This window comes from Phreatobacter sp., assembly GCF_051860605.1.
Lineage (GTDB): Bacteria > Pseudomonadota > Alphaproteobacteria > Rhizobiales > Phreatobacteraceae > Phreatobacter.
Genome location: NZ_JBHYDR010000005.1, coordinates 114,033 through 138,329, shown reverse-complemented (window position 1 = coordinate 138,329; position 24,297 = coordinate 114,033). Strand labels below are relative to the sequence as shown.

28 protein-coding genes are annotated in these 24,297 nt (G+C 67.2%); 15 read left to right on the top strand and 13 right to left on the bottom strand.

Annotated elements, in window-relative coordinates:
• Nucleotides 1-73: 73 nt before the first annotated feature.
• The 6 genes from ACTIFS_RS10515 to ACTIFS_RS10490 all read left to right on the top strand — a co-directional run bounded on the left by ACTIFS_RS10515 (nt 74) and on the right by ACTIFS_RS10490 (nt 4,019).
• Nucleotides 74-1,300 carry an AI-2E family transporter gene (locus ACTIFS_RS10515; protein WP_439574044.1) on the top strand — a complete coding sequence of 409 codons (1,227 nt, stop codon included), beginning with the start codon at nt 74-76 and terminating at the stop codon, nt 1,298-1,300.
• A 4-nt stretch (nt 1,301-1,304) separates the two neighbouring features.
• Nucleotides 1,305-1,649: a glycine zipper domain-containing protein gene (locus tag ACTIFS_RS10510; protein WP_439574043.1), complete on the top strand. Its 345-nt coding sequence runs from the start codon at nt 1,305-1,307 to the stop codon at nt 1,647-1,649.
• Between the two features lie 50 nt (nt 1,650-1,699).
• Nucleotides 1,700-2,092 carry a hypothetical protein gene (locus ACTIFS_RS10505; RefSeq protein WP_439574042.1) on the top strand — a complete coding sequence of 131 codons (393 nt, stop codon included), beginning with the start codon at nt 1,700-1,702 and terminating at the stop codon, nt 2,090-2,092.
• Nucleotides 2,093-2,129: 37 nt separating this feature from the next.
• Nucleotides 2,130-2,621 (top strand): response regulator, encoded by a 492-nt coding sequence (locus ACTIFS_RS10500; protein ID WP_439574041.1) that lies wholly within the window; start codon nt 2,130-2,132, stop codon nt 2,619-2,621.
• A 34-nt stretch (nt 2,622-2,655) separates the two neighbouring features.
• Nucleotides 2,656-3,015 (top strand): PRC-barrel domain-containing protein, encoded by a 360-nt coding sequence (locus tag ACTIFS_RS10495; protein ID WP_439574040.1) that lies wholly within the window; start codon nt 2,656-2,658, stop codon nt 3,013-3,015.
• A 152-nt stretch (nt 3,016-3,167) separates the two neighbouring features.
• A complete protein-coding gene (locus ACTIFS_RS10490) occupies nt 3,168-4,019 on the top strand; it encodes an extensin family protein (protein ID WP_439574039.1) in 852 nt (283 codons plus the stop codon).
• 209 nt (nt 4,020-4,228) lie between these two features.
• On the opposite strand, the gene ACTIFS_RS10485 is transcribed toward ACTIFS_RS10490, so the two are convergent.
• Nucleotides 4,229-4,834 (bottom strand): PRC-barrel domain-containing protein, encoded by a 606-nt coding sequence (locus ACTIFS_RS10485; RefSeq protein WP_439574038.1) that lies wholly within the window; start codon nt 4,832-4,834, stop codon nt 4,229-4,231.
• Between the two features lie 161 nt (nt 4,835-4,995).
• Nucleotides 4,996-5,754, bottom strand: a complete 759-nt coding sequence (locus ACTIFS_RS10480; protein ID WP_439574037.1) for a Crp/Fnr family transcriptional regulator — start codon at nt 5,752-5,754, stop codon at nt 4,996-4,998.
• Nucleotides 5,755-5,896: 142 nt separating this feature from the next.
• Between ACTIFS_RS10480 and ACTIFS_RS10475 the strand changes: the two genes are divergently transcribed.
• Nucleotides 5,897-7,708 carry an ABC transporter ATP-binding protein/permease gene (locus ACTIFS_RS10475; RefSeq protein WP_439574036.1) on the top strand — a complete coding sequence of 604 codons (1,812 nt, stop codon included), beginning with the start codon at nt 5,897-5,899 and terminating at the stop codon, nt 7,706-7,708.
• A gap of 201 nt (nt 7,709-7,909) precedes the next feature.
• On the opposite strand, the gene ACTIFS_RS10470 is transcribed toward ACTIFS_RS10475, so the two are convergent.
• From ACTIFS_RS10470 to ACTIFS_RS10460, 3 genes are read right to left on the bottom strand one after another with little or no spacing between them, the layout of a single operon-like run.
• Nucleotides 7,910-9,520, bottom strand: a complete 1,611-nt coding sequence (locus tag ACTIFS_RS10470) for a sensor histidine kinase (RefSeq protein ID WP_439574035.1) — start codon at nt 9,518-9,520, stop codon at nt 7,910-7,912.
• Between the two features lie 52 nt (nt 9,521-9,572).
• Nucleotides 9,573-10,133: a sigma-70 family RNA polymerase sigma factor gene (locus ACTIFS_RS10465; protein ID WP_439574034.1), complete on the bottom strand. Its 561-nt coding sequence runs from the start codon at nt 10,131-10,133 to the stop codon at nt 9,573-9,575.
• Nucleotides 10,123-10,323 (bottom strand): NepR family anti-sigma factor, encoded by a 201-nt coding sequence (locus ACTIFS_RS10460; protein ID WP_439574033.1) that lies wholly within the window; start codon nt 10,321-10,323, stop codon nt 10,123-10,125. The genes ACTIFS_RS10465 and ACTIFS_RS10460 overlap by 11 nt, the downstream gene beginning before the upstream one ends.
• A gap of 153 nt (nt 10,324-10,476) precedes the next feature.
• On the opposite strand from ACTIFS_RS10460, the gene ACTIFS_RS10455 reads away from it, so the two are divergent.
• From ACTIFS_RS10455 to ACTIFS_RS10445, 3 genes are all read left to right on the top strand, one after another.
• Nucleotides 10,477-11,274, top strand: a complete 798-nt coding sequence (locus ACTIFS_RS10455; protein WP_439574032.1) for a response regulator — start codon at nt 10,477-10,479, stop codon at nt 11,272-11,274.
• A gap of 105 nt (nt 11,275-11,379) precedes the next feature.
• Entirely contained in the window at nt 11,380-11,541 is a 162-nt protein-coding gene (locus ACTIFS_RS10450) for a hypothetical protein (protein WP_439574031.1), read from the top strand.
• A 253-nt stretch (nt 11,542-11,794) separates the two neighbouring features.
• Nucleotides 11,795-12,163 (top strand): response regulator, encoded by a 369-nt coding sequence (locus ACTIFS_RS10445; protein WP_439574030.1) that lies wholly within the window; start codon nt 11,795-11,797, stop codon nt 12,161-12,163.
• Between the two features lie 171 nt (nt 12,164-12,334).
• Here the strand turns inward: ACTIFS_RS10445 and ACTIFS_RS10440 are convergent, their stop codons facing one another.
• Both ACTIFS_RS10440 and ACTIFS_RS10435 read right to left on the bottom strand, forming a co-directional pair.
• A complete protein-coding gene (locus ACTIFS_RS10440) occupies nt 12,335-12,556 on the bottom strand; it encodes a hypothetical protein (RefSeq protein ID WP_439574029.1) in 222 nt (73 codons plus the stop codon).
• Nucleotides 12,557-12,625: 69 nt separating this feature from the next.
• Nucleotides 12,626-12,967: a c-type cytochrome gene (locus ACTIFS_RS10435; RefSeq protein ID WP_439574028.1), complete on the bottom strand. Its 342-nt coding sequence runs from the start codon at nt 12,965-12,967 to the stop codon at nt 12,626-12,628.
• A gap of 254 nt (nt 12,968-13,221) precedes the next feature.
• On the opposite strand from ACTIFS_RS10435, the gene ACTIFS_RS10430 reads away from it, so the two are divergent.
• Entirely contained in the window at nt 13,222-14,097 is an 876-nt protein-coding gene (locus tag ACTIFS_RS10430; protein WP_439574027.1) for a transketolase, read from the top strand.
• Nucleotides 14,097-15,125, top strand: a complete 1,029-nt coding sequence (locus tag ACTIFS_RS10425) for a transketolase family protein (protein WP_439574026.1) — start codon at nt 14,097-14,099, stop codon at nt 15,123-15,125. Before ACTIFS_RS10430 ends, ACTIFS_RS10425 begins: the two co-directional genes overlap by 1 nt.
• Before the next feature lie 12 nt (nt 15,126-15,137).
• Here ACTIFS_RS10425 and ACTIFS_RS10420 read toward each other — a convergent pair whose 3' ends face one another.
• From ACTIFS_RS10420 to ACTIFS_RS10405, 4 genes are all read right to left on the bottom strand, one after another.
• Nucleotides 15,138-16,196 carry an L-idonate 5-dehydrogenase gene (locus ACTIFS_RS10420; RefSeq protein ID WP_439574025.1) on the bottom strand — a complete coding sequence of 353 codons (1,059 nt, stop codon included), beginning with the start codon at nt 16,194-16,196 and terminating at the stop codon, nt 15,138-15,140.
• Between the two features lie 80 nt (nt 16,197-16,276).
• Nucleotides 16,277-17,443, bottom strand: a complete 1,167-nt coding sequence (locus tag ACTIFS_RS10415; RefSeq protein WP_439574024.1) for a M20 aminoacylase family protein — start codon at nt 17,441-17,443, stop codon at nt 16,277-16,279.
• A gap of 113 nt (nt 17,444-17,556) precedes the next feature.
• Nucleotides 17,557-18,516 carry a hypothetical protein gene (locus ACTIFS_RS10410; RefSeq protein ID WP_439574023.1) on the bottom strand — a complete coding sequence of 320 codons (960 nt, stop codon included), beginning with the start codon at nt 18,514-18,516 and terminating at the stop codon, nt 17,557-17,559.
• A 102-nt stretch (nt 18,517-18,618) separates the two neighbouring features.
• Entirely contained in the window at nt 18,619-19,854 is a 1,236-nt protein-coding gene (locus ACTIFS_RS10405) for an ABC transporter permease (RefSeq protein WP_439574022.1), read from the bottom strand.
• Between the two features lie 176 nt (nt 19,855-20,030).
• Here ACTIFS_RS10405 and argJ point away from each other — a divergent pair, with 176 nt between their 5' ends.
• The 3 genes from argJ to ACTIFS_RS10390 all read left to right on the top strand — a co-directional run bounded on the left by argJ (nt 20,031) and on the right by ACTIFS_RS10390 (nt 22,006).
• Nucleotides 20,031-21,281, top strand: a complete 1,251-nt coding sequence (gene argJ / locus ACTIFS_RS10400; RefSeq protein ID WP_439574021.1) for a bifunctional glutamate N-acetyltransferase/amino-acid acetyltransferase ArgJ — start codon at nt 20,031-20,033, stop codon at nt 21,279-21,281.
• A 102-nt stretch (nt 21,282-21,383) separates the two neighbouring features.
• Entirely contained in the window at nt 21,384-21,803 is a 420-nt protein-coding gene (locus ACTIFS_RS10395; RefSeq protein WP_439574020.1) for a (deoxy)nucleoside triphosphate pyrophosphohydrolase, read from the top strand.
• A gap of 44 nt (nt 21,804-21,847) precedes the next feature.
• Entirely contained in the window at nt 21,848-22,006 is a 159-nt protein-coding gene (locus ACTIFS_RS10390) for a Flp family type IVb pilin (RefSeq protein WP_439574019.1), read from the top strand.
• A 45-nt stretch (nt 22,007-22,051) separates the two neighbouring features.
• Here ACTIFS_RS10390 and ACTIFS_RS10385 read toward each other — a convergent pair whose 3' ends face one another.
• Complete coding sequence (locus ACTIFS_RS10385; protein ID WP_439574018.1) at nt 22,052-22,774, bottom strand: beta-ketoacyl-ACP reductase; 723 nt, start codon at nt 22,772-22,774, stop codon at nt 22,052-22,054.
• 163 nt (nt 22,775-22,937) lie between these two features.
• A complete protein-coding gene (locus tag ACTIFS_RS10380) occupies nt 22,938-24,113 on the bottom strand; it encodes an acetyl-CoA C-acetyltransferase (protein ID WP_439574017.1) in 1,176 nt (391 codons plus the stop codon).
• Nucleotides 24,114-24,297 lie beyond the last annotated feature (184 nt).

The following is a 24,297-nucleotide window of genomic DNA, read 5'->3' as shown; positions in this document are numbered from 1 at the left end:
CGCCCGATCCAGTCGTTGATCCGGTTGGCTGTGGAGCCGGCATGTCGCCGGCCCCCGATGAGGACCGGCGTCCATGCAAGGCGATCTGTTGCGCTTCCAGCCGTGGCGGGCCGTCGAGCCCGAACCCGAACCGGACGACGATCACGGGCCCTGGTTCTCCGGCGACCACGATCCGGTTGCGCGCTGGGCCACCGTCGGCATCTTCGTGATTCTGGCAACCGCGGCCCTCGCAATCGCGCGGCCCATCGCGCTTCCCGTCACTGCAGGCATCGTGTTCGGCATCATGCTCGGCCCGGTCGCCGATTCCCTCGTGCGCCGCGGCGTGCCGCATGGCCTTGCGGCCGCAACCGTGGTTGGCGGCGGCACCCTCTGCCTGATGTCGATCTTCGCTGTGCTCGCAGCTCCGGTGGCCATGGGCGCCGACCAGATCCCCGCCATCATGGAAACCCTCAAGACGCGGCTGGACGGCCTGTTCGACTTCCTCAGGCGGCTGCAATGGGCGGCCGATACCTCCAGCGGCGCGCCCCAGGTGGAGCTCTCCGGCGGGCTGTCGCTCTCCCCTCTGCTCGACATCGCCATGACCTCGACGAGTGCTGCGGGCAGCCTGCTGATCTTCGTCGCGACCGTCTATTTCTACCTTGCCGCCCGGCGCCATCTGAAGGCGCGGGTGCTGCGCCTGTGCCTCGGACGGGACGCCCGGCAGGTCGCCGGCAGTTTCTTCGAGGAGGTCGAGCAGCGCATCGCCAGCTATTTCGGCGTGGTCACCGTCATCAACCTCGGCGTCGGCGCCATCGCCGCGACCATCGCCTGGGCCGCTGGCTTCCCCTATCCGATGTTCTGGGGCGCCCTCGCCTTCGCTCTCAACTATCTTGCCTATGTCGGCCCGCTGATCGTCACCGCCCTCATCTTCGGTGCCGGATTGATGAACGGCGGAACGCCCTTCCAGATCGTCTGGCCGGCGCTGGCCTTCTTCCTCGTCCAGATCGTGGAGGGCAATGTCATCGCCCCGGTCATGATCGGGCGGCGGCTCATGCTCTCGCCCTTCGTCGTGTTCCTGTCCTTCGTCTTCTGGCTGTGGCTGTGGGGGCCTGTCGGCGCCATCCTCTCCACCCCCATCCTTCTTGTGGCGCTGGCGATGGTCGAGACCATGTCGACCCTGCGCGATGCGCCGGCGGATGGCGGAGCCGATGGACCGTCGACGTCCGGGGATGGAACCGCTGACCCCGCCGGGCGTTCATCCGGAGACGACGGCGGCACCAGGCCGTCGCACCCTTTCCCTGACGTTTCCGCGAGGAGGTAAGATCATGGCCAAGGCCAGCACCAGGACCGGTTCGCCCGCGACCAGCACCCGCACGTCGCGTTCCGCCAACAAGGCATCGTCCGGCAAGGCCCCTCTGCGCGCCAGTGCCGCCGCTGACGCCGAGACCGTCACCGAACAGGCCGCGACCACGGTGGACACGCTCGTGGCCCAGGTCGGCGACAAGCTCCGCGAGGCTGGCATCGACCCGCAGCGCGTGCTCACCGCCGCCCGGGACCAGGCCGGCGAGGTGCAGGAGAAGATGGCCGAAGAAGTGAAGACCAACCCCCTTCGCACGCTCGGCATCGCGGCTGCGGCCGGCCTCGTCGTCGGCTACCTGTCGACGCGGTGACCGTCATGTGGCGGGGCCTTTCATTGCTCGCCGCACGGGAGGTCGGTGCCATGGCACGCAACCGCGTGACCCTGGTCGTGGCCTGGACCGCAGTCGGACTGGTCGTCGTGGCCGGTGGCAGCTTCCTGCTCGCCGCCGCCCATGTCGCCATCTCTGACGCCTACGGCACGATCATCGCGCATCTGGCCATCGCGGGCATTCTGTTCGCGATGGCTGGCATGATGGCCATCGGCACGGCCGTCTGGCGGCGGCGGATGCGTAGGCGGCGCGACACGCTTGCAGCGACCGCTCTGATGGTGGCCCCTGCCATAGCCCCGACGGCGATCCGCGCCATCGCATCGAGCCCCGCTCTCGGCGCGACGGTGGTTGCCGGTGCCGCTGCGCTCGGCGCGGTGGTCGCCAACCAGATCAGCAAGGATCCCGCCAAGGATTCCGAAGCATGAGTGTTGCCCGCACGGCGACATCGAGGAGCCCTGACCGATGAACGATGCCACGATGCCAACGCCCGGCGATGTCCTCGCCGGGCGCTTTCTCGTGCCGACCGCCCGGCGGTTGCGCAGCGCGGCGGTGGCAAGACTGCCCTCCGTGCTGATCTGCGAGGACGACCCTCTGCTGGCCATGGAACTGGAAGCGGAGATCACCGAGGCCGGCGCCGTCTGCTGCGGCACGGCGGCAACGTTCGACGAGGCCGTGCGACTGGCCGGGATCGTCCGGCCGGATATCGCGCTGGTCGATCTGAACCTCGCCGACGGACCGACGGGCGCCAGCCTTGCCGATGCCCTGCACGGTCAGGGCGCCCGCATCCTGGTCCTGTCCGGCGACAGGGAAATCCATCCGCAGCTCGGCCGCACCCCGCATGTCTTCCTGTCCAAGCCGGTCCCGCCGGCTGTGCTCCAGGACGTTCTGAAAACGATGCTGATGCCCCTCGCCAGCCCTCTGCCAGTCGGAACGGAATGGCTTACCGGACGTTGATCAGCTGTATCCACCCCAACTGAAGGAGGCACCCATGCCCACTCCCTCCGGCCATACCCGAGCCATCGCTGCCTCGCGCGTCACCGGCACCGGCGTCTACAATCGCGCCGGCGAGAAGGTCGGCCATGTCGAGGACGTCGTCCTGGACAAGATGTCCGACAAGGTGATGTTTGCCGTCATCGGCTTCGGCGGTTTCCTCGGCATCGGCGAGCGCTACCACGCGCTGCCCTGGTCCATGCTCGACTACGATCCCAATCAGGGCGGCTATGTCTGCAGCCTGTCGAAGCAGGATCTCGAGCAGGCGCCGCACTACGAGCTGAATGACCTGCTGAAGCATGACGGCGGCGGCACGGTTCCCTCGCTCGACTATTACAGCCGGTTCAGCAAGCACTGACCGGGGAAGCCGCGGCCGGCAACGGCCGCGGCTTTTTCGTCACCAAGGCCAGGTCAGGACCCCTGCCATGATCGAGCTTCTCACCAGCCCTGTCATCCTGTTCATGACCGCTTTGCTCCTGGCCGCCCACGGGCTGAAGTCGCCGTGAGGTCATGATACCGGCGCGCAACCTGCCGATCCTGATGCTCTCGGCACTCGCCGGAGCCTGTATGGGATCGTCAGATGCATCGGCCCGGAGCCATCGGTCTGTAGCGCCTCCGGCTGAGGCGGATCGCTCCCAGAGCCCGCCCGAAAATGCCCCGCTGCCGCAACCGCGTCCCCCAGGCGCCGGACCGTCATCCGGACCCGCACCCGAACCCGTTTCTCCCCCTTCACAACCTTCGACGACGCCCGAACCAGCCGCGAGCGCGCCTGCGACCGATGTCTGCCGGCGTCGGCTTGCCGAGCTGGGCGCCATCTTCGAGCCGGTCGAGCCGCCAAAGGCGGCGGCACCTTGTGGCATCGCCGATCCGGTCCGGCTGGAAGCCCTGGTCGATCGCGGCCGCCGGATCGCATTGCCCGACCGGCCTGTCCTTGCCTGTTCTTTCGCTCTCGTAGTGGCAGGCTATGCCCGCGATGTGCTCGCCCCGCTGGCGCGCGGCCAGGCGGGCGGCGAAGGCGTGACCGGCGAGGCCGCCTCCACCGCCGAACTGGCCGCGTTCGGAACGGGGCCGGGATATACTTGCCGGACGCGGAACCATGTGGCGGGCGCACGCCCGAGCGCGCATGGCCGCGGCGAGGCGATCGACATCGGCTGGTTCAGCTTTGCCGGGGGCCGGCGCATCGTTGTCGGCGACGCTGCTTCGGGCGAGGCCGCGATCCGCTTTGTCGGCGCTGTCCGCCGTTCGGCCTGCGGCTGGTTCACCACGGTCCTCGGCCCGGGCACGGACGCTGCCCATGCCGATCATCTCCATTTCGACATCGAACGGCGGGGACGGTCGGGCGATCATCGCCTCTGCCAGTAATAGAGGAAGCGCGGACCTCCGGGTTCCCTGATCTGGCCGACGGCTGTTCGGGCTGCCCTCAACGCGGAGACGGTCCCGATGCAACGCTCGGCGGTCTTGCCAATGACCGCCCTGGTGAACCGGGAGGCTTTCCTCCCCTTCTCACACGAAAAAGCCCCGCGCCATATGGCGCGGGGCTCTTGGTCTGCCGAGTGCTCAGGAAGGCCCGGTTACGAGCGGCTGGCCGTGAACTCCGGCATGTCCTGGAGCTGCTGCTTGGTGCGCATGACGATCCCGAACAGGGTGCCGTCCTCGCTGCGCATCAGCTTCACGTCGGCGAGCTGCAGGGCCACCTTCTTCTCGCCGATGCCGAGGAAGCCACCCACGCCGACGATTGCCTGCGAGATGCGGCCGTCCTGACCGATCACGAGATCATCGATCTTGCCGATCGACTCGTGCTGGTCACGCATGGAGCGCCACTGCTCGTCGGTGACGACAGACACCGTCATCGCGGCCGGAGCGGAAGTGCCCATCGCGGTCGCGCCCGGAGCGGTGCTGCCCGTCGTCGCCGGAGCGGCGGTCGTGGCGGGAGCCGTCGTCGGCGCAGCCGCCGCGCGTTCGGTCGGGGCATAGATGGAGATGCCGACGATCTTGCCGGTGGTCATCTCACCATGCATGGCCGCCGTCGTCCTGGCCGGGGCAGGGGTTGCCGGGGTGGCCGGAGCAGCCTGCGGAGCGGGGGCGACCGGCGCGGGGGCCGGAGCGGTCGTCTGAGCCAGCGCGCCCGTCGCCATGAGCGTTGCGAGCGACGCCGTGATGAGGATCTTGCGATTCATCGTGATCTCCTGCTGTTGTTGAACAAAAAGACATCGTATCCGGCCCGCGAAGAGACCGAAGCCGCCGTGTCTGTTCAAACAACCGCCTGGAACAGCAGAAGTTCCGATCCGGACATCGTCTTTTTCCCAAGGGATCGCGACCTCCCGGCAGACCACCTGATCTACAGAAGAGGCCGCTTCGCCATATCACCGCCAAACCGTTCGGCAAGCTGCTCGGTCAGGCGTGGATTGAGCAGGACGAGCCGGCCGTCGACCTGGTCGAACAGTCCCGCACGCCGCAGCCGCGACCAGGTCTTGCTGGTGTGGACCAGCGACAGGCCCAGCGCATCCGCCAGATGCTGTCGGGTGAGCGGAAAGAGAAAGCCGCGGTCCTGGACAAGGCCGACCGCCTCGGCCCGCCGGTAGAGCGAGATCACCAGCGATGCGGCACGGCCGGCCGCGCCGCGCTGCCCGACTGACAGGAGGTTCTCGTCGATCAGGCTTTCCTCGCGCGAGCCGAGCCAGGCCAGTTCATAGGCCAGTTGCGGCATCTTGACGAACAGATCCCAGATGCGGCGGCGCGGGAAGGCGCAGAGCTCCACGTCGGTCAGCGCCTCGACGCCATATTGCGCGACCGACAGGAGCGAGGCCTGCAGCCCGAGAAGGTCCCCGGGCAACAGGAAGTTGAGGATCTGCCTGCGGCCGTCGGGAAGCGTCTTGTAGCGGAACGCCCAGCCCGAATAGAGCGTGAACAGTTCGGCATCGTCCTGGCCGGGGAAGATGATCTCCCGCCCTGCGGCAAGGCGCCGGTGGTCGGTCTTCAGCGCGGCGATGAAGGCGACCTCGTCCTCGCCCTTCGGCAGGAAAGCGGGTTTTCTGCGCAGCGGGCAGGTTTCGCACCAGGGCTGGACAGCCTGCCGTGACGGGCGGCCCGGGTTCATGAAAAGCCTCCAGACTTGAAAGGGATAAGGCGACCGGCCGGCAGCTTCGGGCGGGAACCCGAAGCGCACCGCGGCGTTGCATCCTGCGGCACGCATCCTGTCCGTGTCCACCTGCCCACGATCACGTCAGGAGACGTGTCCCATGACCGAGATGGCAATGTCCTGTTCCTCCGACGCAACGTCGAGGAACCGCTCCCGCACGCGCTCGTTCTTCCGCGTCGCGCTCGGCTTCTGGTCCGGCCCTTCGCGCCGCAGGGCCTGGCTGTTGACCCTGCTGGTCCTCGTCCTCGCCTTCGCCCAGATCGGCGCCCAGGTCGGCATGACCATGTGGAACCGCCTGTTCTTCGATGCGCTGGAGACACGGTCGACCAGCGCGGTCATGACGGCAATCGGCCTTCTGCCCATCCTGATCGCTGCACTGGCCCTCACCGTCTCGGGGCTCGTGGTCATGCGCATGCTGCTGCAGGTGCGCTGGCGCGAATGGCTGACACGGCGGCTGACCGGCTGGTGGATTGCCGACCAGCGCTATTACCGGCTCGGCCTGATCGCGCCCGAGCAGGGGCCGCCCGAATACCGGATGGCGGAGGATGTCCGCCAGTCGACCGAACCGCTGGTCGAGTTCGCAATCGGCCTGGTTTCAGCCTTTGTGACCGCGGTGACCTTTGCCGCGATCCTGTGGACGGTTGCCGGCTCCCTGACGGTCCGGATCGGAGACAGCGTCATCGTCATCCCGGCCTATATGGCGCTCGCGGCGGTTCTCTACGCGGTCATCGCCTCGGCCGCGGCCTATTTCGTCGGCCGCGCGCTGGTGGGCCGCGTGCGCAACAAGAACGAGTGGGAGGCGCGGTTCCGGGCCGAGATGACCCGGCTGCGCGAGAATGCCGAGAGCATCGCGCTTATCAAGGGCGATGCGGATGAGAAGTCCGCCGTCGAGACCACGTTCGGGACGCTTGTCCAGGCCTGGCTGGCGATCATCCGGCGGCAAGGCCTGATCGCCCTCGTCCTGAACACCAACGGCGCTTTGTTTCCCATCGTGCCGCTGATGCTGGCCACGCCCAAATACCTGTCCGGCGAGTTGTCCCTGGGGGCCGTCATGCAGGTCGTGGCCGCCTTCACGGCCGTTCAGGCGGCGCTGATCTGGTTCGTCGACAACTTCGTCCGCCTGTCCGAGTGGTATGCCTCGGTCATCCGGGTGGACGAACTGGTGGAGACGCTCGAGGAACTCGACATCGGCTCGATCATGGAAGAGCAGAGGGAGATCGTCTTCGACGAGAGCCCGGATGAGGCGATCCACCTGGAGCATGTCTCGCTGTCCCATCGCAACGGACGGGTGGTGATCGAGGATGCGACCGTGCAGATCGCACGTGGCGAGCGGGTCCTGATCGCCGGACCGAGCGGATCGGGCAAGAGCACGCTCATCCGAGCACTGGCCGGTCTTTGGCCCTGGGGTTCCGGCCGCATCAGGCTGCCGAAGGACGCGCGCTTCGCCTTCCTCCCGCAGAAGCCCTACATCCCGCTCGGCACCCTGCGCACGGTCCTGCTCTATCCCCACGGCGACACGCCCGTGGACGACAAGGTGATCGGCGATGCGCTGCGACGCTGCGGCCTCGGTGAACTCGCCAGGCGCCTCGATGAGGATGCCGAATGGGATCGCACGCTGTCCGGCGGCGAGCGCCAGCGGATCGCGTTCTGCCGGCTGCTGATCCACCGGCCGACGATCATCGTGATGGACGAAGCCACCTCTGCCCTCGACGAGGAGAGCCAGCATGCGATGTTGACCATGGTGGTCAGCGACCTGGCCGATGCCTCGGTCATCAGCGTCGGTCACAGGCAGGAGCTGGAGGCCTTTCACGACCGCAAGATCACCCTCGCGCGGCGCCCTGCCGGGGCGCGCCTGCAGGCACAGGCACCGCGCTGGACGTTGCCGGCCTGGCTCCGGCCGACCGGCACGTGAGCCGGGTCCGGCTCGGACGAGAAAGGAAGGGAACCTTTCCGTTTCGGGCGTGTTGATGAGACGACATCGCTTATGCGCGCGGTGCCAGACCTCCCCCCTCCTGACTTCGGCCGCCTTCGGGCGGCCGTTTCTTTTGGTCCCTGGGGCAGCCTTCTGGCGGTCACCGCTCCGCAAGCCGGAAGGACCGCCCATCCGGAAGGGTCAGGTCAGTTCGGCCGAGATCCGCCAGCGACCGAGCGATCCGGAAGCGGCACCGGCAAGCGGCTCGGCTTCCAGCTGGCGCAGCAGCCCATGAGCGACCCGGGTCTTCAGGGCCTGCGAGCGCCGGACGTCGGTGACGACTTCCACTGTCATGTCGCCCTCGCTCTCGCAGACGAGCCGCACATCGAGATGATCGGCACCCTCGACGTTGACCGCATGGCTTGCAATCTCGACCACCAGCAGACCGAGCGGGATCGCCCTGTCGATCGGCAGGCCGACCTTGTCGGGGCAGTCCGCCGAAACCCAGGACTGGCCGTCATGCAGGAGAGAGTTCAGCGAGAGTGCGATCTCGTTGAGAAAGGGCTTGAGCGGGACCGGTCGCATCTCGCCCTGCGACAGGGCGAGGCGGTAGGCAATGGAAAGGACGTGGATCTTCGCCTCCACCGCGGAGAGCACGGCGCGATGGGCCTCGCCATTCTGACGGCGGGCAAGGCTGAGATAGCTCTGCACGACCTGCAGGCTGTTCTTGACCCGGTGATGGAGTTCCCGGAGCAACTGCCTGTTCGCGTCGAGGGCAAGATTGAGCGAGGCGAGCTTCTCCGCCTGATCGATGACCAGGGTGTTGAAGGACTCGCTCACGGCACGGATATCGCCGGGCATGGCGGCATCAACCGGTGCAAGGCGCGGTTCGCTGGACGAGCGCGCGATGGCCGCCTGCTGGATGCCGCGGATCCAGCGCAGGATGTGACGATCAATGGCATAGGAATAGGCGCCGAACAGCACGAGCAGCGTGACCAGCGGCGTGAGCAGGAGCATGAGAAACTGCAGGAACGCCGCCTGTTCGGCGGCATCGTCGAAGCGGGCGAGCAGGTAGAGGTCCGGCTCGGCAACCCGGCGCGAGGCATAGGTGGCGCTGACGCCACCGCGACTGGTATCGCGCCAGCGTTGGAAATCGCGATTCAACAGGACGCTGCGCGGCAGCCATTCCTGGCCGGCTTCCGCATCGCCCCGCGCGATCACCACCTGGTCCGGCTGCTGGACAAGGGCCACGATGGTTCCGGGAAAGGTCGCCGACATGTCGAACACGCCGTCGAGCACCGCGGCATTGACCAGGAAAAGCCCCTCGATCCGCTGGCCGGCGGCGTCCGGCTCGCCTGCGGCCTGGATGACGAGATAGCGCCGTCCGCCGGTTGCGACTGTGCCATAGCGCGCTTCGGCGAGATCATTGCCGATCTGGGATGGCGTCGGCGGGCGCGTGCGGAACTGGCCGTCTATGGCGGTGACCATCTCGTCCGTGAGCGCCGGCGCACGCCCTGCGGCACAGGTGACCCGCCCGGCGATGCGGATATAGACGCCCTCGATACCCAGATCGCGGTCGGCGAGCCGGCGCGCGACCGCCTGGCAATCGGCTGCCGTGCTGCTGCCGGCCGCCACCGCCTGTCCGGCCACCATCATGCCGCGCACCATCTCCCGGTAAAGGATATTGGTCCGGACAACGAAACTGCCGACCGCCTGACGCTGCGACGCCTCGATCGACGTCAGCACCAGCCGATAGGTGACCAGCGCCGTCACCGCCGCGACGACGGCGATCGGCACGACCACGAGCACCATCAGGGCAAGCAGACGACCCCTGACTGTGCGAAGGGCGGATATGGCCATCGGGTCAGGACGGCACGGGGTCTGCCGGCGAACGGTCGACCACGGCCTGCGTGCGGCGATCCGGACCGAGATCGTCGGCACCGGTGATGTCCAGCAACTCCGCCAGCCGGACCCGCGCACGATTGACGCGGCTTTTCACCGTCCCGATGGCCACACCGCAGATCTCCGCCGCTTCCTCATAGGACAGGCCGCTCGCACCGACCAGGATCAGCGCCTCGCGGTGCTCCTCCGACAGCTTGCCGAGCGCCTCGCGAAACTCGGACATCGCCACCGCGCTTTCCTGCTCGCCGCTCACGGCCAGCCGCTGGGCATAGGTGCCGTCGTAGTCCTGCACCTCCCGGCCGCGCTTGCGGTACAGCGAGTAGTAGGTGTTGCGCAGGATGGTGAAGAGCCAGGCGCGCAGGCTGGTGCCGGGCTGGAATTTCTCGGAATTGCCCCAGGCCTTCAGGACGGTGTCCTGGACGAGATCATCGGCCTTTTCCGGCGAACGGCACAGCGACACCGCAAAGGCGCGCAGGTTGGGCAGCTCGGCGATCAGGTCCTCGCGGAACGTGTCATTGGCCATTGGCGCGCTCCTTGGCCTCGAGTTCAGCCAGAAGAACCAGCAGCCGGTCCGGTATGGGCTCCTTGACCAGATCGTCGTAATGGGCCTTCAGCGACCGGCCGATCGCGTCCTGGATTCGCGGATCGATCACGGCAGGCTTGCCGTCGTCGTCCTTCTCCGGGTCGTCGAAGGCGTCAGGTGTCCCACCCATTCTGATCTCCTCATCGCGCCCGCGCAGAAAGGCGCCAATCCGGACAGAAACGCCAGGGATCCGGATTGGTTCCCGCCGCAGCGAAAAATAAATCGCTTGCAAATGCAACAACTTCCGGGCTGCCATATGTGCGAGTGACTGGAGCTTCGCCCAATGACCATCGCTGCCGATATCGCCCCGCATCTTCCCTATCTGCGGCGCTTCGCCCGCGCGCTGTCCGGCACACAGGCTGGAGGCGATGCCTATGTCGTGGCAACCCTCGAAGCCCTTGTGGCTGATCCGTCGTCGTTTCCCCGCGACGTGCCGGCCCGGATTGCGCTGTTCCGCATCTTCCTGAAGCTGTGGTCATCGTTGCCGCTGAACGGCGAGACGGACGCCCGCCCCTCGCCGGCTTCCGGCGCTGTCGAGCGCAATCTGGGGGCGCTGACGCCGCGCCCGCGGCAGGCCTTCCTGCTGCGCACGGTCGAGGGTTTTGCTGCGACCGACGTCGCCCGCATCCTCGAAATCGACGACGCCGAGGCAATCGCACTGATCGATCAGGCCGGCCGCGAGATCGCTGACCAGGTCGCCACCGATGTGCTCATCATCGAGGACGAGCCGATCATCGCGCTGGATATCGAGACGCTGGTCCAGGAGCTGGGCCATTCCGTCACCGGCATCGCCCGGACCCACAAGGAGGCGGTGGCCCTCGTCCAGCGCCGCCGGCCGGGCCTCGTTCTGGCCGACATCCAGCTTGCCGACGGCTCCTCCGGCCTCGACGCCGTGGCCGAGATCCTGACGTCCATCGACCTGCCGGTCATCTTCATCACCGCCTATCCCGAGCGGCTGCTGACCGGCGACCGGCCCGAGCCGGCCTTCCTGATCACCAAGCCGTTCCAACCGGAGGCGGTCAAGGCTGCGATCAGCCAGGCGCTGTTCTTCGACCGCCGGGTCGAAAGAAAGGTTGCCTGACGCGCTCGCCGGATTTTTTCGGCGACCGTCGGGAACCGGATGCCGTCACAAACGTTTGAAGGAATTGGCAGGCGGTCGGCGACCGCCCCGAGCGGGAGAAGTTCCATGGCAGCATGGTCCGTATCGGCCGTCACGGCCACCTCGCTGTCCACCGCCTTGTTCGGTGGCTATGTCGTCGCAGCTCCCTTGATCCTCGAGGCTGCATTTGTGGTGATGACGCTGACCGGCGTCCATACCGTCATGGGCCTGCTGGATTCACCCGATTGACCTTCGCGCACCGGCCGGACCGGAAGAGCTCGCCATGGCCCCGAGGGCGACAGCGTACGCAAGGGAACCTTTTCGCATCAGCGCGCGTTGGATTGTCGAACCGCCCTTGCCTGGCCGAAAATCGGTCTCTCGAGGGTCCCTTACACCGTCCGTGGCAGGAGGTCGCAACACGGCGGAAACTTTTGGCTGATATGGATTGAGTGATATGTCGAGGCAGCGCATCCTGGTCGTCGAGGACGATCCCTTCATCGCCATGGATATCGAGGCGGCGGTGATGGATCATCTGGGCGATCGAACAGAAATCATCGTGACCAACAACCTGCGCGAGGCACAAGGCCTGGCAGCGGACGCGGTTCACTGCGCGCTGCTCGATGTCGATGTGATCGGTGGCAAGACCTTCGATCTTGCCCGCGAGCTTCGCCAGCGCGGAACGCCCTTCGCGTTCGTGTCCGGGTCCCTGCCGAGCGACCTGCCCGAGGAGCTTTCCGGCGCGGCCTTCGTCCGCAAGCCCTTCCGTCCGCGCGACATTGTCGGGTTCGTCAGCACCGCCCTGGTGCAGCAGGAAGACGGCCACCTTCATATGCCGCCCGCCGGCGAAGGCGAGGGAGCAGGCGCGCCCTGATCGCGACCATCCGGACCACCCCCATCTGGCGGCTCTTGCCGCCAGATTGGTCATCCGGACGAAATCACGCAATTTCAAAACCTTGAATCAACAGGGGCGGATCGTTGACCGATCCGCCCCTGTCTCATGAGATTGCGTGTGTTGAGGCCTGAAGCCCCGCCGGCCAGGCCCTCAGTCGGCGGAACGGCGGCCCTTCGGCGCACCCGCGCCAGTGTCGGGCGAGGCCGGTGCGACCGGATCGCTGGCCGGAAACGTGTCCTCCAGCGCCTTTTCGAGAGCCGCCTCTTCGGCCGGGCTGGCCGAGCTGCGTGGCATTTTCGGACCCTTGCCGGCAATCGCGCGATCAAACTCGGCGGCGCCCGGATTGGTGTCCGGCTTGCGGCTGTCAGCCATGATGGAACTCCTCTTCGGTTTCCCGGCAACCAACGCGCGGGGCCGCCCAGGGTTCCCCCTCGCCTGCCCCTATCGCAGCGAGCCGATATAGGCGACCAGGTCGCGGATCTCCTGGCGGGTCAGCGACAGGTCTGGCATCGGCGGGTGCGGATCAGCGAGAAACCCCTCCAGCACCGCAGGCGATCCGGCATGGCGGCGGGCAATCTCCGCAAAGGACGCAACCGCGGCCGTCGCCGATCGCTGGTCTTGTCCCACCAGATGGCACGCGGCACACCACCGCTCGGCGATTGCGCGCCCGGCGGCGGCATCGGGCCGCGGCTGGGCGAACGTCACGGTTGCTGGCGCGAGCAGGGTCGCCAGGGCGAAGGCCACAAGTCCGGAAGCCGCGTGTTTCGAAGCCGCATGTTTCATGGATACCCCCTCGGTCGATACCGGATCGGATTGCGCAACGTCGGGGGTCGCCGCGGTCGTCCTGCATCCTGACCAGGGACGGCCGCGATGGGCAAGCCTTTCAATCGCCCCGAACCGGCGCACATCGCAGGGAGATCTCCCTGTGCCGCGATCCTCCTGTGCATCCTCGCGCCGGCAATGCTAGCCTCGCCGGAACGGCCGGCGTCGCAACGACCGGCCATGCGAGGCAATTCAGGGGGGAGGACCGGCGGGTCATGGCAGAGCAGTCAAGCAACCGTTCCGGTTCCCCTCGTCCAGACCCCGCGCGTCCCAATCTCAGCCTTGCCGACCATGCCTATCGCATCCGGCGCCATGCGCTGCGGATGGGCGAGGTGCAGGGTCAGGGCTATATCGCTCAGGCGCTCGGCGTCGCCGACGTGCTGGCCGTGTCCTATTTCCACGCCCTGCGCTACCGGCCCGACGACCCCGAATGGGAGGGCCGCGACCGCTTCCTGCTCTCCATCGGACACTATGCCATTGCGCTCTACGCGGCGCTGATCGAGGCCGGGATCCTGCCCGAGAACGAGATCGAGACCTATGGCGCCGACGACAGCCGCATGCCCATGTCGGGCATGGCCGCCTATACGCCGGGCATGGAGATCACCGGCGGCTCACTTGGCCATGGCCTTGGCATCGCGGTGGGCATGGCACTGGGCGTGAAGCGCAAGCGCTCGCAGAGCCTGGTCTTCAACCTCATGTCGGACGGAGAACTGGACGAGGGCTCGACCTGGGAGGCGGCCATGTCGGCAGCAAGCTGGAAGCTCGACAATCTCGTCTGCGTCATCGACGTCAACAACATGCAGGCCGACGGACCCTCCACCGAGGTCAGCAATTTCGAGCCGCTGGCGCCGAAATGGGAGGCCTTCGGCTGGTTCACCCAGCGCGTCGACGGCAATGACATCGACGCGCTCGTGCGCGCCTTCGATGCGGCAAGGTCGCATGAAGGCGCCCGCCCGCGGGCGATCATCTGCGACACGCGCATGGCCAGGGGCGTGCCCTTCCTGGAGGCGCGCGAACGCAACCACTTCCTGCGCGTCGAAGCGCATGAATGGGCCGAGGCGCTGGCCGTCCTCGATGCCGGGAGGTCCTGATGCGCCAGTCGAAATACACGCCCCGCACGGTCAGGCTCGGTCCGAACGGCGAGCGGCTGATGACCTCGGCGATGATCGCCTCCATCGCCGGACCCGATCAGCGCACGCAGCCGGCTCCCTTCGGCCATGCACTGGCGGCACTGGCCGACAGGCGCGACGACATCGTCGGCATGACCGCCGACCTGTCGAAATACACGGACCTGCATGTCTTCGCCAAAGCCCATCCGGACCGCTTCTACCAGATGGGCATGGCCGAGGCCGTGCTGATGAGCGCGGCCGCCGGCATGGCGCGCGAGGGCTTCTGCGTCTTCGCAACCACCTATGCGGTGTTCGCCTCGCGGCGCGCCTACGACTTCATCTGCATGGCGATCGCCGAGGAGAGCCTCGACGTGAAGATCGTCTGCGCCCTGCCTGGCCTCACCACCGGCTACGGGCCGAGCCACCAGGCGACCGAGGATCTCGCCATCTTCCGCGGCCTGCCCAACATGACCATCGTCGACCCCGCCGATGCGCTGGAGATCGAGCAGGCGACCGAGGCCATCGCGGGCCGCAAGGGCCCGGTCTACATGCGCCTGCTGCGCGGCAACGTGCCGCTGTTCCTCGACGAATACGGCTACCGCTTCACGCTCGGCAAGGCGGCACTGCTGCGCGACGGGCCGGATGCGCTCATGATCTCCACCGGTCTCATGACCATGCGCGCCCACGAGGCGGCCGAGCGGCTGCGGGCCGATCGCATCGAGGCGGCGATCCTGCACGTTCCGACCATCAAGCCGCTGGACGTCGAGGCGATCATCCGAGAAGCGGGCCGCACCGGCCGGCCGGTCTTCGTGATGGAGAACCACACCATGGTGGGCGGCCTCGGCGAGGCCGTGGCCGGCGTGCTGATGCGTGCGAACGTACGCCCGCCCGCCTTCCATCAGATCGCCCTGCCGGATGCCTTCCTCGATGCCGGCGCCCTGCCGACGCTTCACGAACGCTATGGCCTCTCCACCGATCAGGTGGTGGCGCGGGTCAAGGCGGCTCTGTGAGGCGCCGACAGCTCAGGCCGGGAAGGCGATCTGCACCTTCATCGCCTTCGACCGGTCGGAGGCAAGGTCGAAAGCCTCCGCTGCCCGGTCCATGGGCAGGGTGGCGCTGATCAGCGGCCGCACGTCGATGCGCCGCGAACCGATCATGTCCACCGCCATGGCGAATTCCTCGTGGAAGCGGAACGAGCCGCGCAGCTGAAGTTCCTTCGCGACAAGCACGCTGATCGGCAGGGTGAAGTCTCCTCCCGTTCCCACCTGAACGATCACGGCCTTCGGCCGCAGCGCGGCGAGGGCGCCGGTCAGCGCCTTCATGTTGCCGGAGGCCTCGAACATCACATCGAAAGCTCCCTTGTCGGCCTCAAAAGGTTTGAGGGCATCGGGATCGGCTCCGGTGTTGAGCGTCGTTGCCACGCCGAGCCGGGCGACCGCATCGAGCGTTGCCCCGGCAATGTCGGTGGCGACGATCTCGGCCGCGCCGGCGGCATGGGCGGCAAGCGCACAGAGCGCGCCGATCGGCCCGCAGCCGGTGACGAGCACGCGCTTGCCGATGAGCGGTCCCGCACGGCGCACCGCATGAAGGCACACCGCCAGCGGTTCGCACATGGCCGCTTCGCCGAGGGAGATGGCGTCGGCGATCTTCAGCGCCTGACCGGACTCGCAGACCAGCATCTCGCGGAAGCCGCCCTGCACATGCGGGAAGCGCATGGCCGAGCCGTAGAAGCGCATGTCGAGGCAATGCGCCTGGCTGCCCTCCCGGCAATAGCGGCAGGTGCCGCAGGGCCGCGAGGGATTGATCGCCACGCGGTCGCCCGGCTGCAGCCCGTCCACGCCTGCGCCCACAGCCGCGATCACGCCGGCGATCTCGTGGCCGAGCACCATGGGCTCCCGGATGCGCACCGTGCCGAAGCCGCCGTGGTGGTAGTAGTGCAGGTCCGAGCCGCAGATGCCGCCGGCGGCGATCCTGACCGCAACCTCTCCCGGGCCGGGCGCTGCGACGGCAACCGCATCGAGCCGGAGATCGCGGGGGGCGTGGATGACCAGAGCCCTTGCGCTCGCCTTCGGTCCCGTCATGGCGTGTCCCCCGCCGGAGATCCCGGTCTCGATACCGTTCGCAGCCGGTGCGTGGCCCGATGCCGCGCACCGGCGGTCGCTCACGCCGGCATGGCGGTCTCGACCAACTTGGCCATGTAGCTGGTCCCGACCGGAATGGCGTTGTCGTCGAAATTGTAGGCCGGGTGGTGGCAGGCCGCCGTATCGCCGTTGCCGAGGAAGATGTAGCAGCCCGGCCGGGCGTTCAGCATGTAGGAGAAGTCCTCGGCGCCCATCAGCGGCGGCGTCTCCGGATCGACCTTATCGTCTCCGACGACAGACCTGGCGACCTTGACGGCGAAGTCCGTCTGGTCGGAATGGTTGAAGGTCACCGGATAGCCGCGCTGGTAGTCGACCGTGGCGGTGCAGCCCATGCCCCTGGCGACATTCTCCACCAGTTCCTTCATGCGCGCCTCGACAAGATCCTGCACCTCCGGCTTGAAGGTGCGCACCGTGCCGAGCATGCGCAGGGTCTGCGGGATGACGTTGAACGCTTCTCCCGCCTTCACCGAGGTTATCGAGACGACGGCGCTCTCGATCGGATCGACGACGCGCGCAACGATGGTCTGCATGGCAAGGCCGATGGCGAAGCCCGCCTGAACCGGATCGACGCACAGATGCGGCATGGCGCCGTGGCCGCCCTTGCCCTCGATGTCGATGATGAAACGGTCGGCCGCCGCCATGGACGGACCCTTGCGGACGGCAAAGGTGCCGACCGGGATGCCCGGCATGTTGTGCAGGCCGTAGACCTCCTGAATACCCCAGCGCTCCATCATGCCGTCCTTGACCATGGCATCGCCGCCACCGCCGCCTTCTTCGGCGGGCTGGAAGATCATGATCGCCGTGCCGTCGAAATTGCGTGTCTCGGCGAGATATTTGGCCGCGCCGAGCAGCATGGCGGTGTGGCCGTCATGGCCGCAGGCATGCATCTTGCCGGGCACCTTCGAGGCGTAGGGAAGGTTGGTCGCCTCCTCGATCGGCAGCGCGTCCATGTCGGCGCGCAGGCCGATGACCTTGCCCGACGCGTTCGTGCGCCCGCGGATGACCGCAACGACGCCGGTCTGGCCGATGCCGGGGACGACCTCGTCGCAGCCAAACTCCTTCAGCTTCTGCTCGACGATGCCGGCCGTGCGATGCACGTCGTAGAGCAGTTCCGGGTTCTCGTGGAAGTCACGCCGCCAGGCGGTGATCTCGTCCTGCAGGTCGGCGACGCGGTTGATGATGGGCATGGAAGTCTCCGGACAGCGCGAAAGGGCTGTCCGGACCCTAGCGCGTCAGGGCCCGCCCGGCGAGAGCCGGGAGCGGATCGCGGCCATGCCTGTCATGGCTGGGACGCAGCGGGCTACGCCCTGTCGATCAGCGCGAGCAGGCTCGGATGCAGCCGAGGAGACTCGCTCTTGAGGAAATTGACCAGAGCGACCTCGTTGGGGTGCAGCCTGCCGGACTGGCCGACCCGCTTCGCGATCCAGGCTGCGTTGAGGCTGCAGATGTCGGGCACCATCGCGGGCGCCTCGACGACGGGCACCGGCGTGCCATAGGCCGGCATGATGTCGGCCAGTCCCTCCGTCAGCATTCGGCCGAGGAAATGCCGCACACCGTCGGTCGGTGCATCCAGCCAGGCCTCGCGCCGCAGCGCCTCCTGCCGTGTCGGCACCTGGTAGCCGGAAGTCACCATCAGGAAATTGGCCAGTGCCTTGACGAACAGGTCCGACCAGGAGGGATGGTTCTCTGCCTCTGCGGTCATGTCGTTGATGTCGAGGAGAACAGCCGCCTCCTGCCGGGTGATGCCGATATTGGCGTCGCCGCCGAAGGCATAAAGGATGCGCCGGATCAGTTCGACCTCGTCGGCACCGATCACGCCCGGCGTCAGCCGGCGCGAGCGCCCGATGCAGCCCTCGCCGTGGACGACGCCGTGGCGGACCTGTTCCAGTGCGAAGCTGACGAGTTCGGGAGGGCTCGACTGCGCCCGCTCCAGAACGCGGATCAGCAGTTCCAGTTCGGTGGGTCCATCGACGCGGTTGGACCGCGAGATGCGGGCGACCAGCCAGCTGGCATTCTGCTCGGAGACATAGCCACGGGGTTCGGCCTGATCGACAAGGTAGTCGCACAGCGCCTCCACGAAGAAGGCGGGCCATTCCGGATCGCGCAGGGCCATGAGTCTGTCGTTCAGGGCAAAGACCTGCTCGACGTCCTCGTCCGTCACGCATCCCTTGCCATAGACCCGACGCCTGAGCGCCAGCACGTCCTCCGCGGTGATGACCCCGCGGTCGGCGATGGTCATGCCAAGCTCTGTGATGGTCATGCCAGCCCTCGTCCCGATATCCAGCCCCTGGTCAGGGTAACGGGCCGGACTTGCCATCCGCCTAAGGTTTTCCGTGAATTTTCCGGAAAGATCCGGTCGGTCTCAAACCGTTCTGAGGGCGATGATCGGGTCGAGTCGGCTTGCCCGCCGCGCCGGATACCAGCCGAAGAACACACCGATCAGGCCCGAGAACAGCACGGCGCCGATGATGGCCTGCGGCTCCACCAGCAGCGGCCAGCCAAGCCGGGCGGAGATGGCCGTAGCAGCTCCGAGCCCGATGGCGATGCCCATCAGGCCACCGATCGCGGCAAGCGCGATCGCCTCGATGAGGAACTGGCGCATGACATCGCGCCGGCGTGCGCCAACGGCCAGCCTCAGCCCGATCTCGCGGGTCCGCTCGGTGACGCTGACGAGCATGATGTTCATGATGCCGATGCCGCCGACGGCCAGCGAGATCGCCGCAACGGCCGCCAGCAGCAGCGACAGCGTGGTGGCCGCACCCGCCGCCGTATTGGCGATCTCGGTCAGGTTGCGGATCTGGAAATCGTCTTCCTGCCCCGGCTGAAGCCGGTGGCGCTGGCGCAGCAGCTGGCGGATGTCGTCCTCTGCCTGTGCCATGCTCTCACCCTCGCGGATCTTCACATGGATCACGCCGACGGCGCGGGCATTGGCACGGTTGACGCCGACGAGGCGCTGCCGCGCGGTCGGCAGCGGCACGAAGGTGGTGTCGTCCTGGTCCTGCCCCATCATGGACTGGCCCTTCGATTCCATCACGCCGATCACCCGGAACGGAACCTGGCGGATCCGCACGGTCTCTCCGATGGGGTCGATGCCCTCGCCGAACAGGTTGCGCGCGACCGTCTGACCGAGGATGACGACCTGCGCGCCGCGCACGGTCTCCTCCGGCTCGAACAGGCGACCGCTGGCAATCGTCCATTCGCGTGCCTCGAACCAGCCGAGATCCACGCCGACCACTTCCGAGAACCAGTTGGTACCGCCGGCAACGATCTGGGTGCGCGTGCGGCTGTTCGGCGCCGTCACCTGTACGGCGGGGATCTCGGTTTCGACGGCCCGGGCATCGTCCTCGGTCAGCGACGAGGAGGCGCCGAGGCCGAGGCGCACGCCACCCTGGGTGACGTTGCCGGGCAGGATGATCAGGAGGTTGGCGCCCAGCGACTTCACCTGCGACAGCACGCGCTCGCGCGCACCGCCGCCGATCGCCACCATGGCGATCACGGCCGCGACACCGATCACCATGCCGAGCATGGTGAGGGCGGAACGCAGCTTGTGGGCGCGCAGCGCGGACAGCGCCTCGCGGATGGCTTCGAAAAGGCTCATGCCGCCAATATATCATCGCTCTGGCGGCGCGGCGCATGAAAGCTTGGTCATATTGACCCCGTGCCGCGATCCTCCCGCCCCGATGCCGGGCCGCCCATGCGTCGCCACGCTTCCCGTCACGCGGCCGTTCGGCTATGGGCTTGGCAAAGCTGACCCGAGGACGCGCCGAGACACCCATGGCCAAGTTCGTTCCGCCCGTATCCCCGCTCGCGCCGAAGACGGTGCCGTCCCTGCCTCCGATCGACGGGGTCACGCTGGCCACGGCAGAGGCCGGCATCCGCTACAAGGGGCGCACCGACGTCCTCGCCATCGCGCTCGGCAAGGGCACGACGGTTGCCGGCGTGTTCACGCGCTCGAAATGCCCATCCGCACCGGTTGACTGGTGCCGGGCGAACCTTGCCGGCGGGACGGCCCGCGCGCTGGTGGTCAATTCCGGCAATGCCAATGCCTTCACCGGCAGGAAGGGCCGCGAGGCGGTGGCGCTCACCGCGAAGATCGCGGCCAAGGCAGCCGGCTGCAAGCAGAGCGAGGTGTTTCTCGCGTCCACCGGCGTCATCGGCGAGCCGCTGGACGCCACCCGCTACGAGGGCGTGCTGGACACGACCTTCGCGGCCGCCAGGCCGGAAGGCTGGCTCGATGCGGCCAAGGCCATCATGACCACGGACACGTTCCCCAAGGTGGCCACCGCCACCGCCACGATCGGCGGGGTGACGGTGACCATCAACGGCATGGCCAAGGGTGCCGGCATGATCGCCCCGGACATGGCGACTATGCTCTCCTTCGTCTTCACCGATGCGGCCATCGAGGCGCCCGTGCTGCAGGCGCTGCTGTCGAAGGGCGTGAAGACGACGTTCAACACCGTCACGGTCGACAGCGACACCTCGACCTCGGACACGCTGATGCTGTTTGCCACCGGCGCCTCCCAGAAGCGCGGTGCCCCGCACATCACGGAGACGAGCGACCGCCGCCTTGCCGGCTTCCGCAAGGCTCTCGATGCGGTGTTGGCCGATCTCGCCGAGCAGGTCGCCCGCGACGGCGAGGGCGCGCGCAAGCTGGTGCATGTCGTGGTCAAGGGCGCCGTCTCCGGTGCGTCCGCCTTCCGGGTCGCCAAGTCGATCGCCGACTCGCCGCTGGTCAAGACCGCCATCGCCGGCGAGGACGCAAACTGGGGCCGCGTGGTCATGGCTGTCGGCAAGGCCGGCGAGCCGGCCGAACGCGACCGCCTGTCGATCTGGTTCGGCGACATCCGGGTCGCCCATGAGGGCGAGCGCGATCCCACCTACGACGAGTCCGCGGCAAGTGCGGTGATGGCGCGGGATGTCATCACGGTGACTGTCGACCTCGGTCTGGGCCGTGGCACGGCGCGGGTCATGACCTGCGACCTGACCAAGGACTATGTGGCGATCAACGGCGACTATCGCTCCTGATCCGGAGGGCGCCGGACCAGCCCCGTCCCTTACGGAAACAGCCGAAGTTTCTGGGCTTGCGAAGCCGAAAGGTTAACTTCTGGCATGTAGAAGGAGAGGGCCATGACCCTCAAGCTGGTCTTCGTGGCTGCCTGCGCCCTGGTGGATACGGACAACCGCATCCTCCTGGCCGAGCGGCCGGAAGGCAAGGCCTTGGCGGGACTGTGGGAATTCCCCGGCGGCAAGGTCGAACCGGGGGAGCGGCCGGAACAGTGCCTGATCCGTGAATTGCACGAGGAACTCGGCATCACGGTCCAGGAGCCCTGCCTCGCCCCCCTCACCTTCGCCAGCCACACCTACGAGACCTTCCAGCTGTTCATGCCGCTGTGGGTCTGTCGCAGGTGGGAAGGCCAGGTCCGCCCCCTTGAGGGTCAGAAGCTCGCCTGGGTGAAGCCGGGGCGGCTGAGGGACTATCCCATGCCGCCCGCCGACGAGCCCCTGATCCCCTTCCTCACCGAGTTGCTCGGCGAGGCCCGCGATTGACAGGAGTGACCCGGATGGCGCGCTGCTCTGGATCCCTGAAGCCCTTGATTTCCCGTTTCGCTGGCGAAACGAACGGGGCCACGGCCATCGAATATTCCATGGTCGCGGCCGGCATCGCCGGTGTCGTCGTGGCGGCCGTCTATGCGCTGGGATCGGCCATCGACACCAATTTCTACGGCGCCCTGGTCAGCGCCTGGCGCTAGCCGCGGTCGACGGGCGAGACCGCCCGTCGCCGTCCGGACCGTTCTTTACACGAAATACTGGCCACCATTGATGGTCAGCGTCGCGCCGGTCATGAAGCCTGCCTCGTCGGAAGCCAGGAACAGGACCGCGCGCGCGATCTCGTCGACCTCGCCGAGGCGGCCGACCGGGATCTGGGCGATGATGGATTCCCGCACCTTCTCCGGAACGGCCATGACCATGTCCGTTCCGATATAGCCTGGGCAGATGGCGTTCACCGTGATGCCCGCCTTGGCACCTTCCTGCGCGAGCGCCTTGGTGAAGCCGAGATCGCCCGCCTTGGCCGCCGAATAATTGGCCTGTCCCATCTGCCCCTTCTGCCCGTTGATGGACGAGATGGTGATGACCCTGCCGAACTTGCGGTCGCGCATCCCCGGCCAGAGGGGATGTGTCATGTTGAAGACGCCGGTCAGGTTCGTGTCGATGACTTCCTTCCACTGGGCAGGCGTCATCCTGTGGAACATGGCGTCGCGGGTGATGCCGGCATTGTTGACCAGCACATCGACCGGTCCCAGTTCCGCCTCCACCTTGGCGATTCCCGCGGCACAGGCGTCGTAGTCGGCGACCGACCACTTGAACACCGGAATGCCGGTTTCGGCCTTGAAGGCCGAGGCGGCCTCGTCATTGCCGGCATAGTTTGCGGCAACCTTGTAGCCTGCGGCCTTGAGGGCCTTGGAGATGGCGGCGCCGATGCCGCGCGAGCCTCCGGTGACCAATGCAACCCGTGACATGGAGGAACTCCCTCTGCTGCGTTCCCGTGGATGGACGATTCATCGATCCCGGCATCTGCGTGCCAGGTTGTAGTCTGTCTTCACCGGAGGGATGAAGCCTTGGCCGGAGGCGCATCCGCCTCCGGCGAAGATTTGCCAGCCGGGCTGGCCGGCGCCGCGCCGATCAGCGCTCGATGCACATGGCAACGCCCATGCCGCCGCCGATGCACAGCGTGGCGAGTCCCTTCTTCGCGTCGCGCTTGGCCATCTCGTGCAGCAGCGTGACGAGGACGCGGGCGCCGGAGGCACCGATCGGGTGGCCGATGGCGATTGCGCCGCCATTGACGTTCACCTTGTCCGTGTCCCAGCCCATATCCTTGTTGACCGCGATGGCCTGCGCCGCGAAGGCCTCGTTGGCCTCGATCAGGTCCAGGTCCTTCACCGTCCAGCCAGCCTTTTCCAGCGCCTTGCGCGAGGCCGGGATCGGACCGGTCCCCATGATCGCCGGATCGACGCCGGCGGTCGCCCAGGAGCGTATGGTGGCAAGCGGCTTCAGGCCGCGCTTCTCCGCCTCGGCTTTGGTCATCAGCACGATGGCTGCGGCGCCGTCATTGATGCCCGAGGCATTGCCGGCGGTCACCGTTCCGTCCTTCTTGAAGGCCGGCCTCAGCTTGCCCATGCCTTCGGCGGTGGCGCCCTCGCGGATATACTCGTCCCCGTCGACGACGATGTCGCCCTTGCGGCTGGAAATCGTGACCGGGACGATCTCGTCCTTGAACTTGCCGGCCTTCTTGGCCGCCTCGGCCTTGTTCTGCGAGGCCGCGGCGAAGGCGTCCTGCTCCTCCTTGGTGATCTGCCACTTCTCGGCGACATTCTCGGCGGTGACGCCCATGTGGTAGCCGTGGAACGCGTCGATCAGGCCATCCTTCAGCATGGAGTCGATCATCTCCAGCGACCCCATCTTGGTGCCGCCGCGCAGATGCGCGACATGCGGGGCCATGGACATGCTCTCCTGGCCGCCGGCAACGATCACCGTGGCATCGCCGTTGGCGATCTGCTGCATGCCGATCGCAACCGTCCGCAGGCCCGAGCCGCAGAGCTGGTTGAGCGCCCAGGCGGTCTTCTCGGCCGGGATGCCGGCCTTCATCGCAGCCTGCCGCGCCGGGTTCTGGCCCTGGCCGGCCCCCAGGATCTGGCCGAACACGACCTCATCGACATCCTCCGGAGCAACGCCGGCGCGCTCCAGCGCGGCCTTGATCGCGATCGCCCCGAGGTCATGGGCCGGCAGGTTGGCGAATGCACCATTGAACGAGCCGACGGGGGTGCGGGCAGCGCCGACGATGACGACTTCATCGGACATCAGATTTCTCCTCGATTCAGCATCCGCCGGTCCGCGGCGGACGTGTCCCTGTGACCATGGGAGCGGCACCGCAGCACTGTCAACCGCGCCCTTTTGCCAAAGGCGGAAGCGTGCACCCGCACACCGTCAGCGGCATTGCACAAAACCGTGGCAGCGCCTGCGAAAAAGACCTATCGTGACGAAA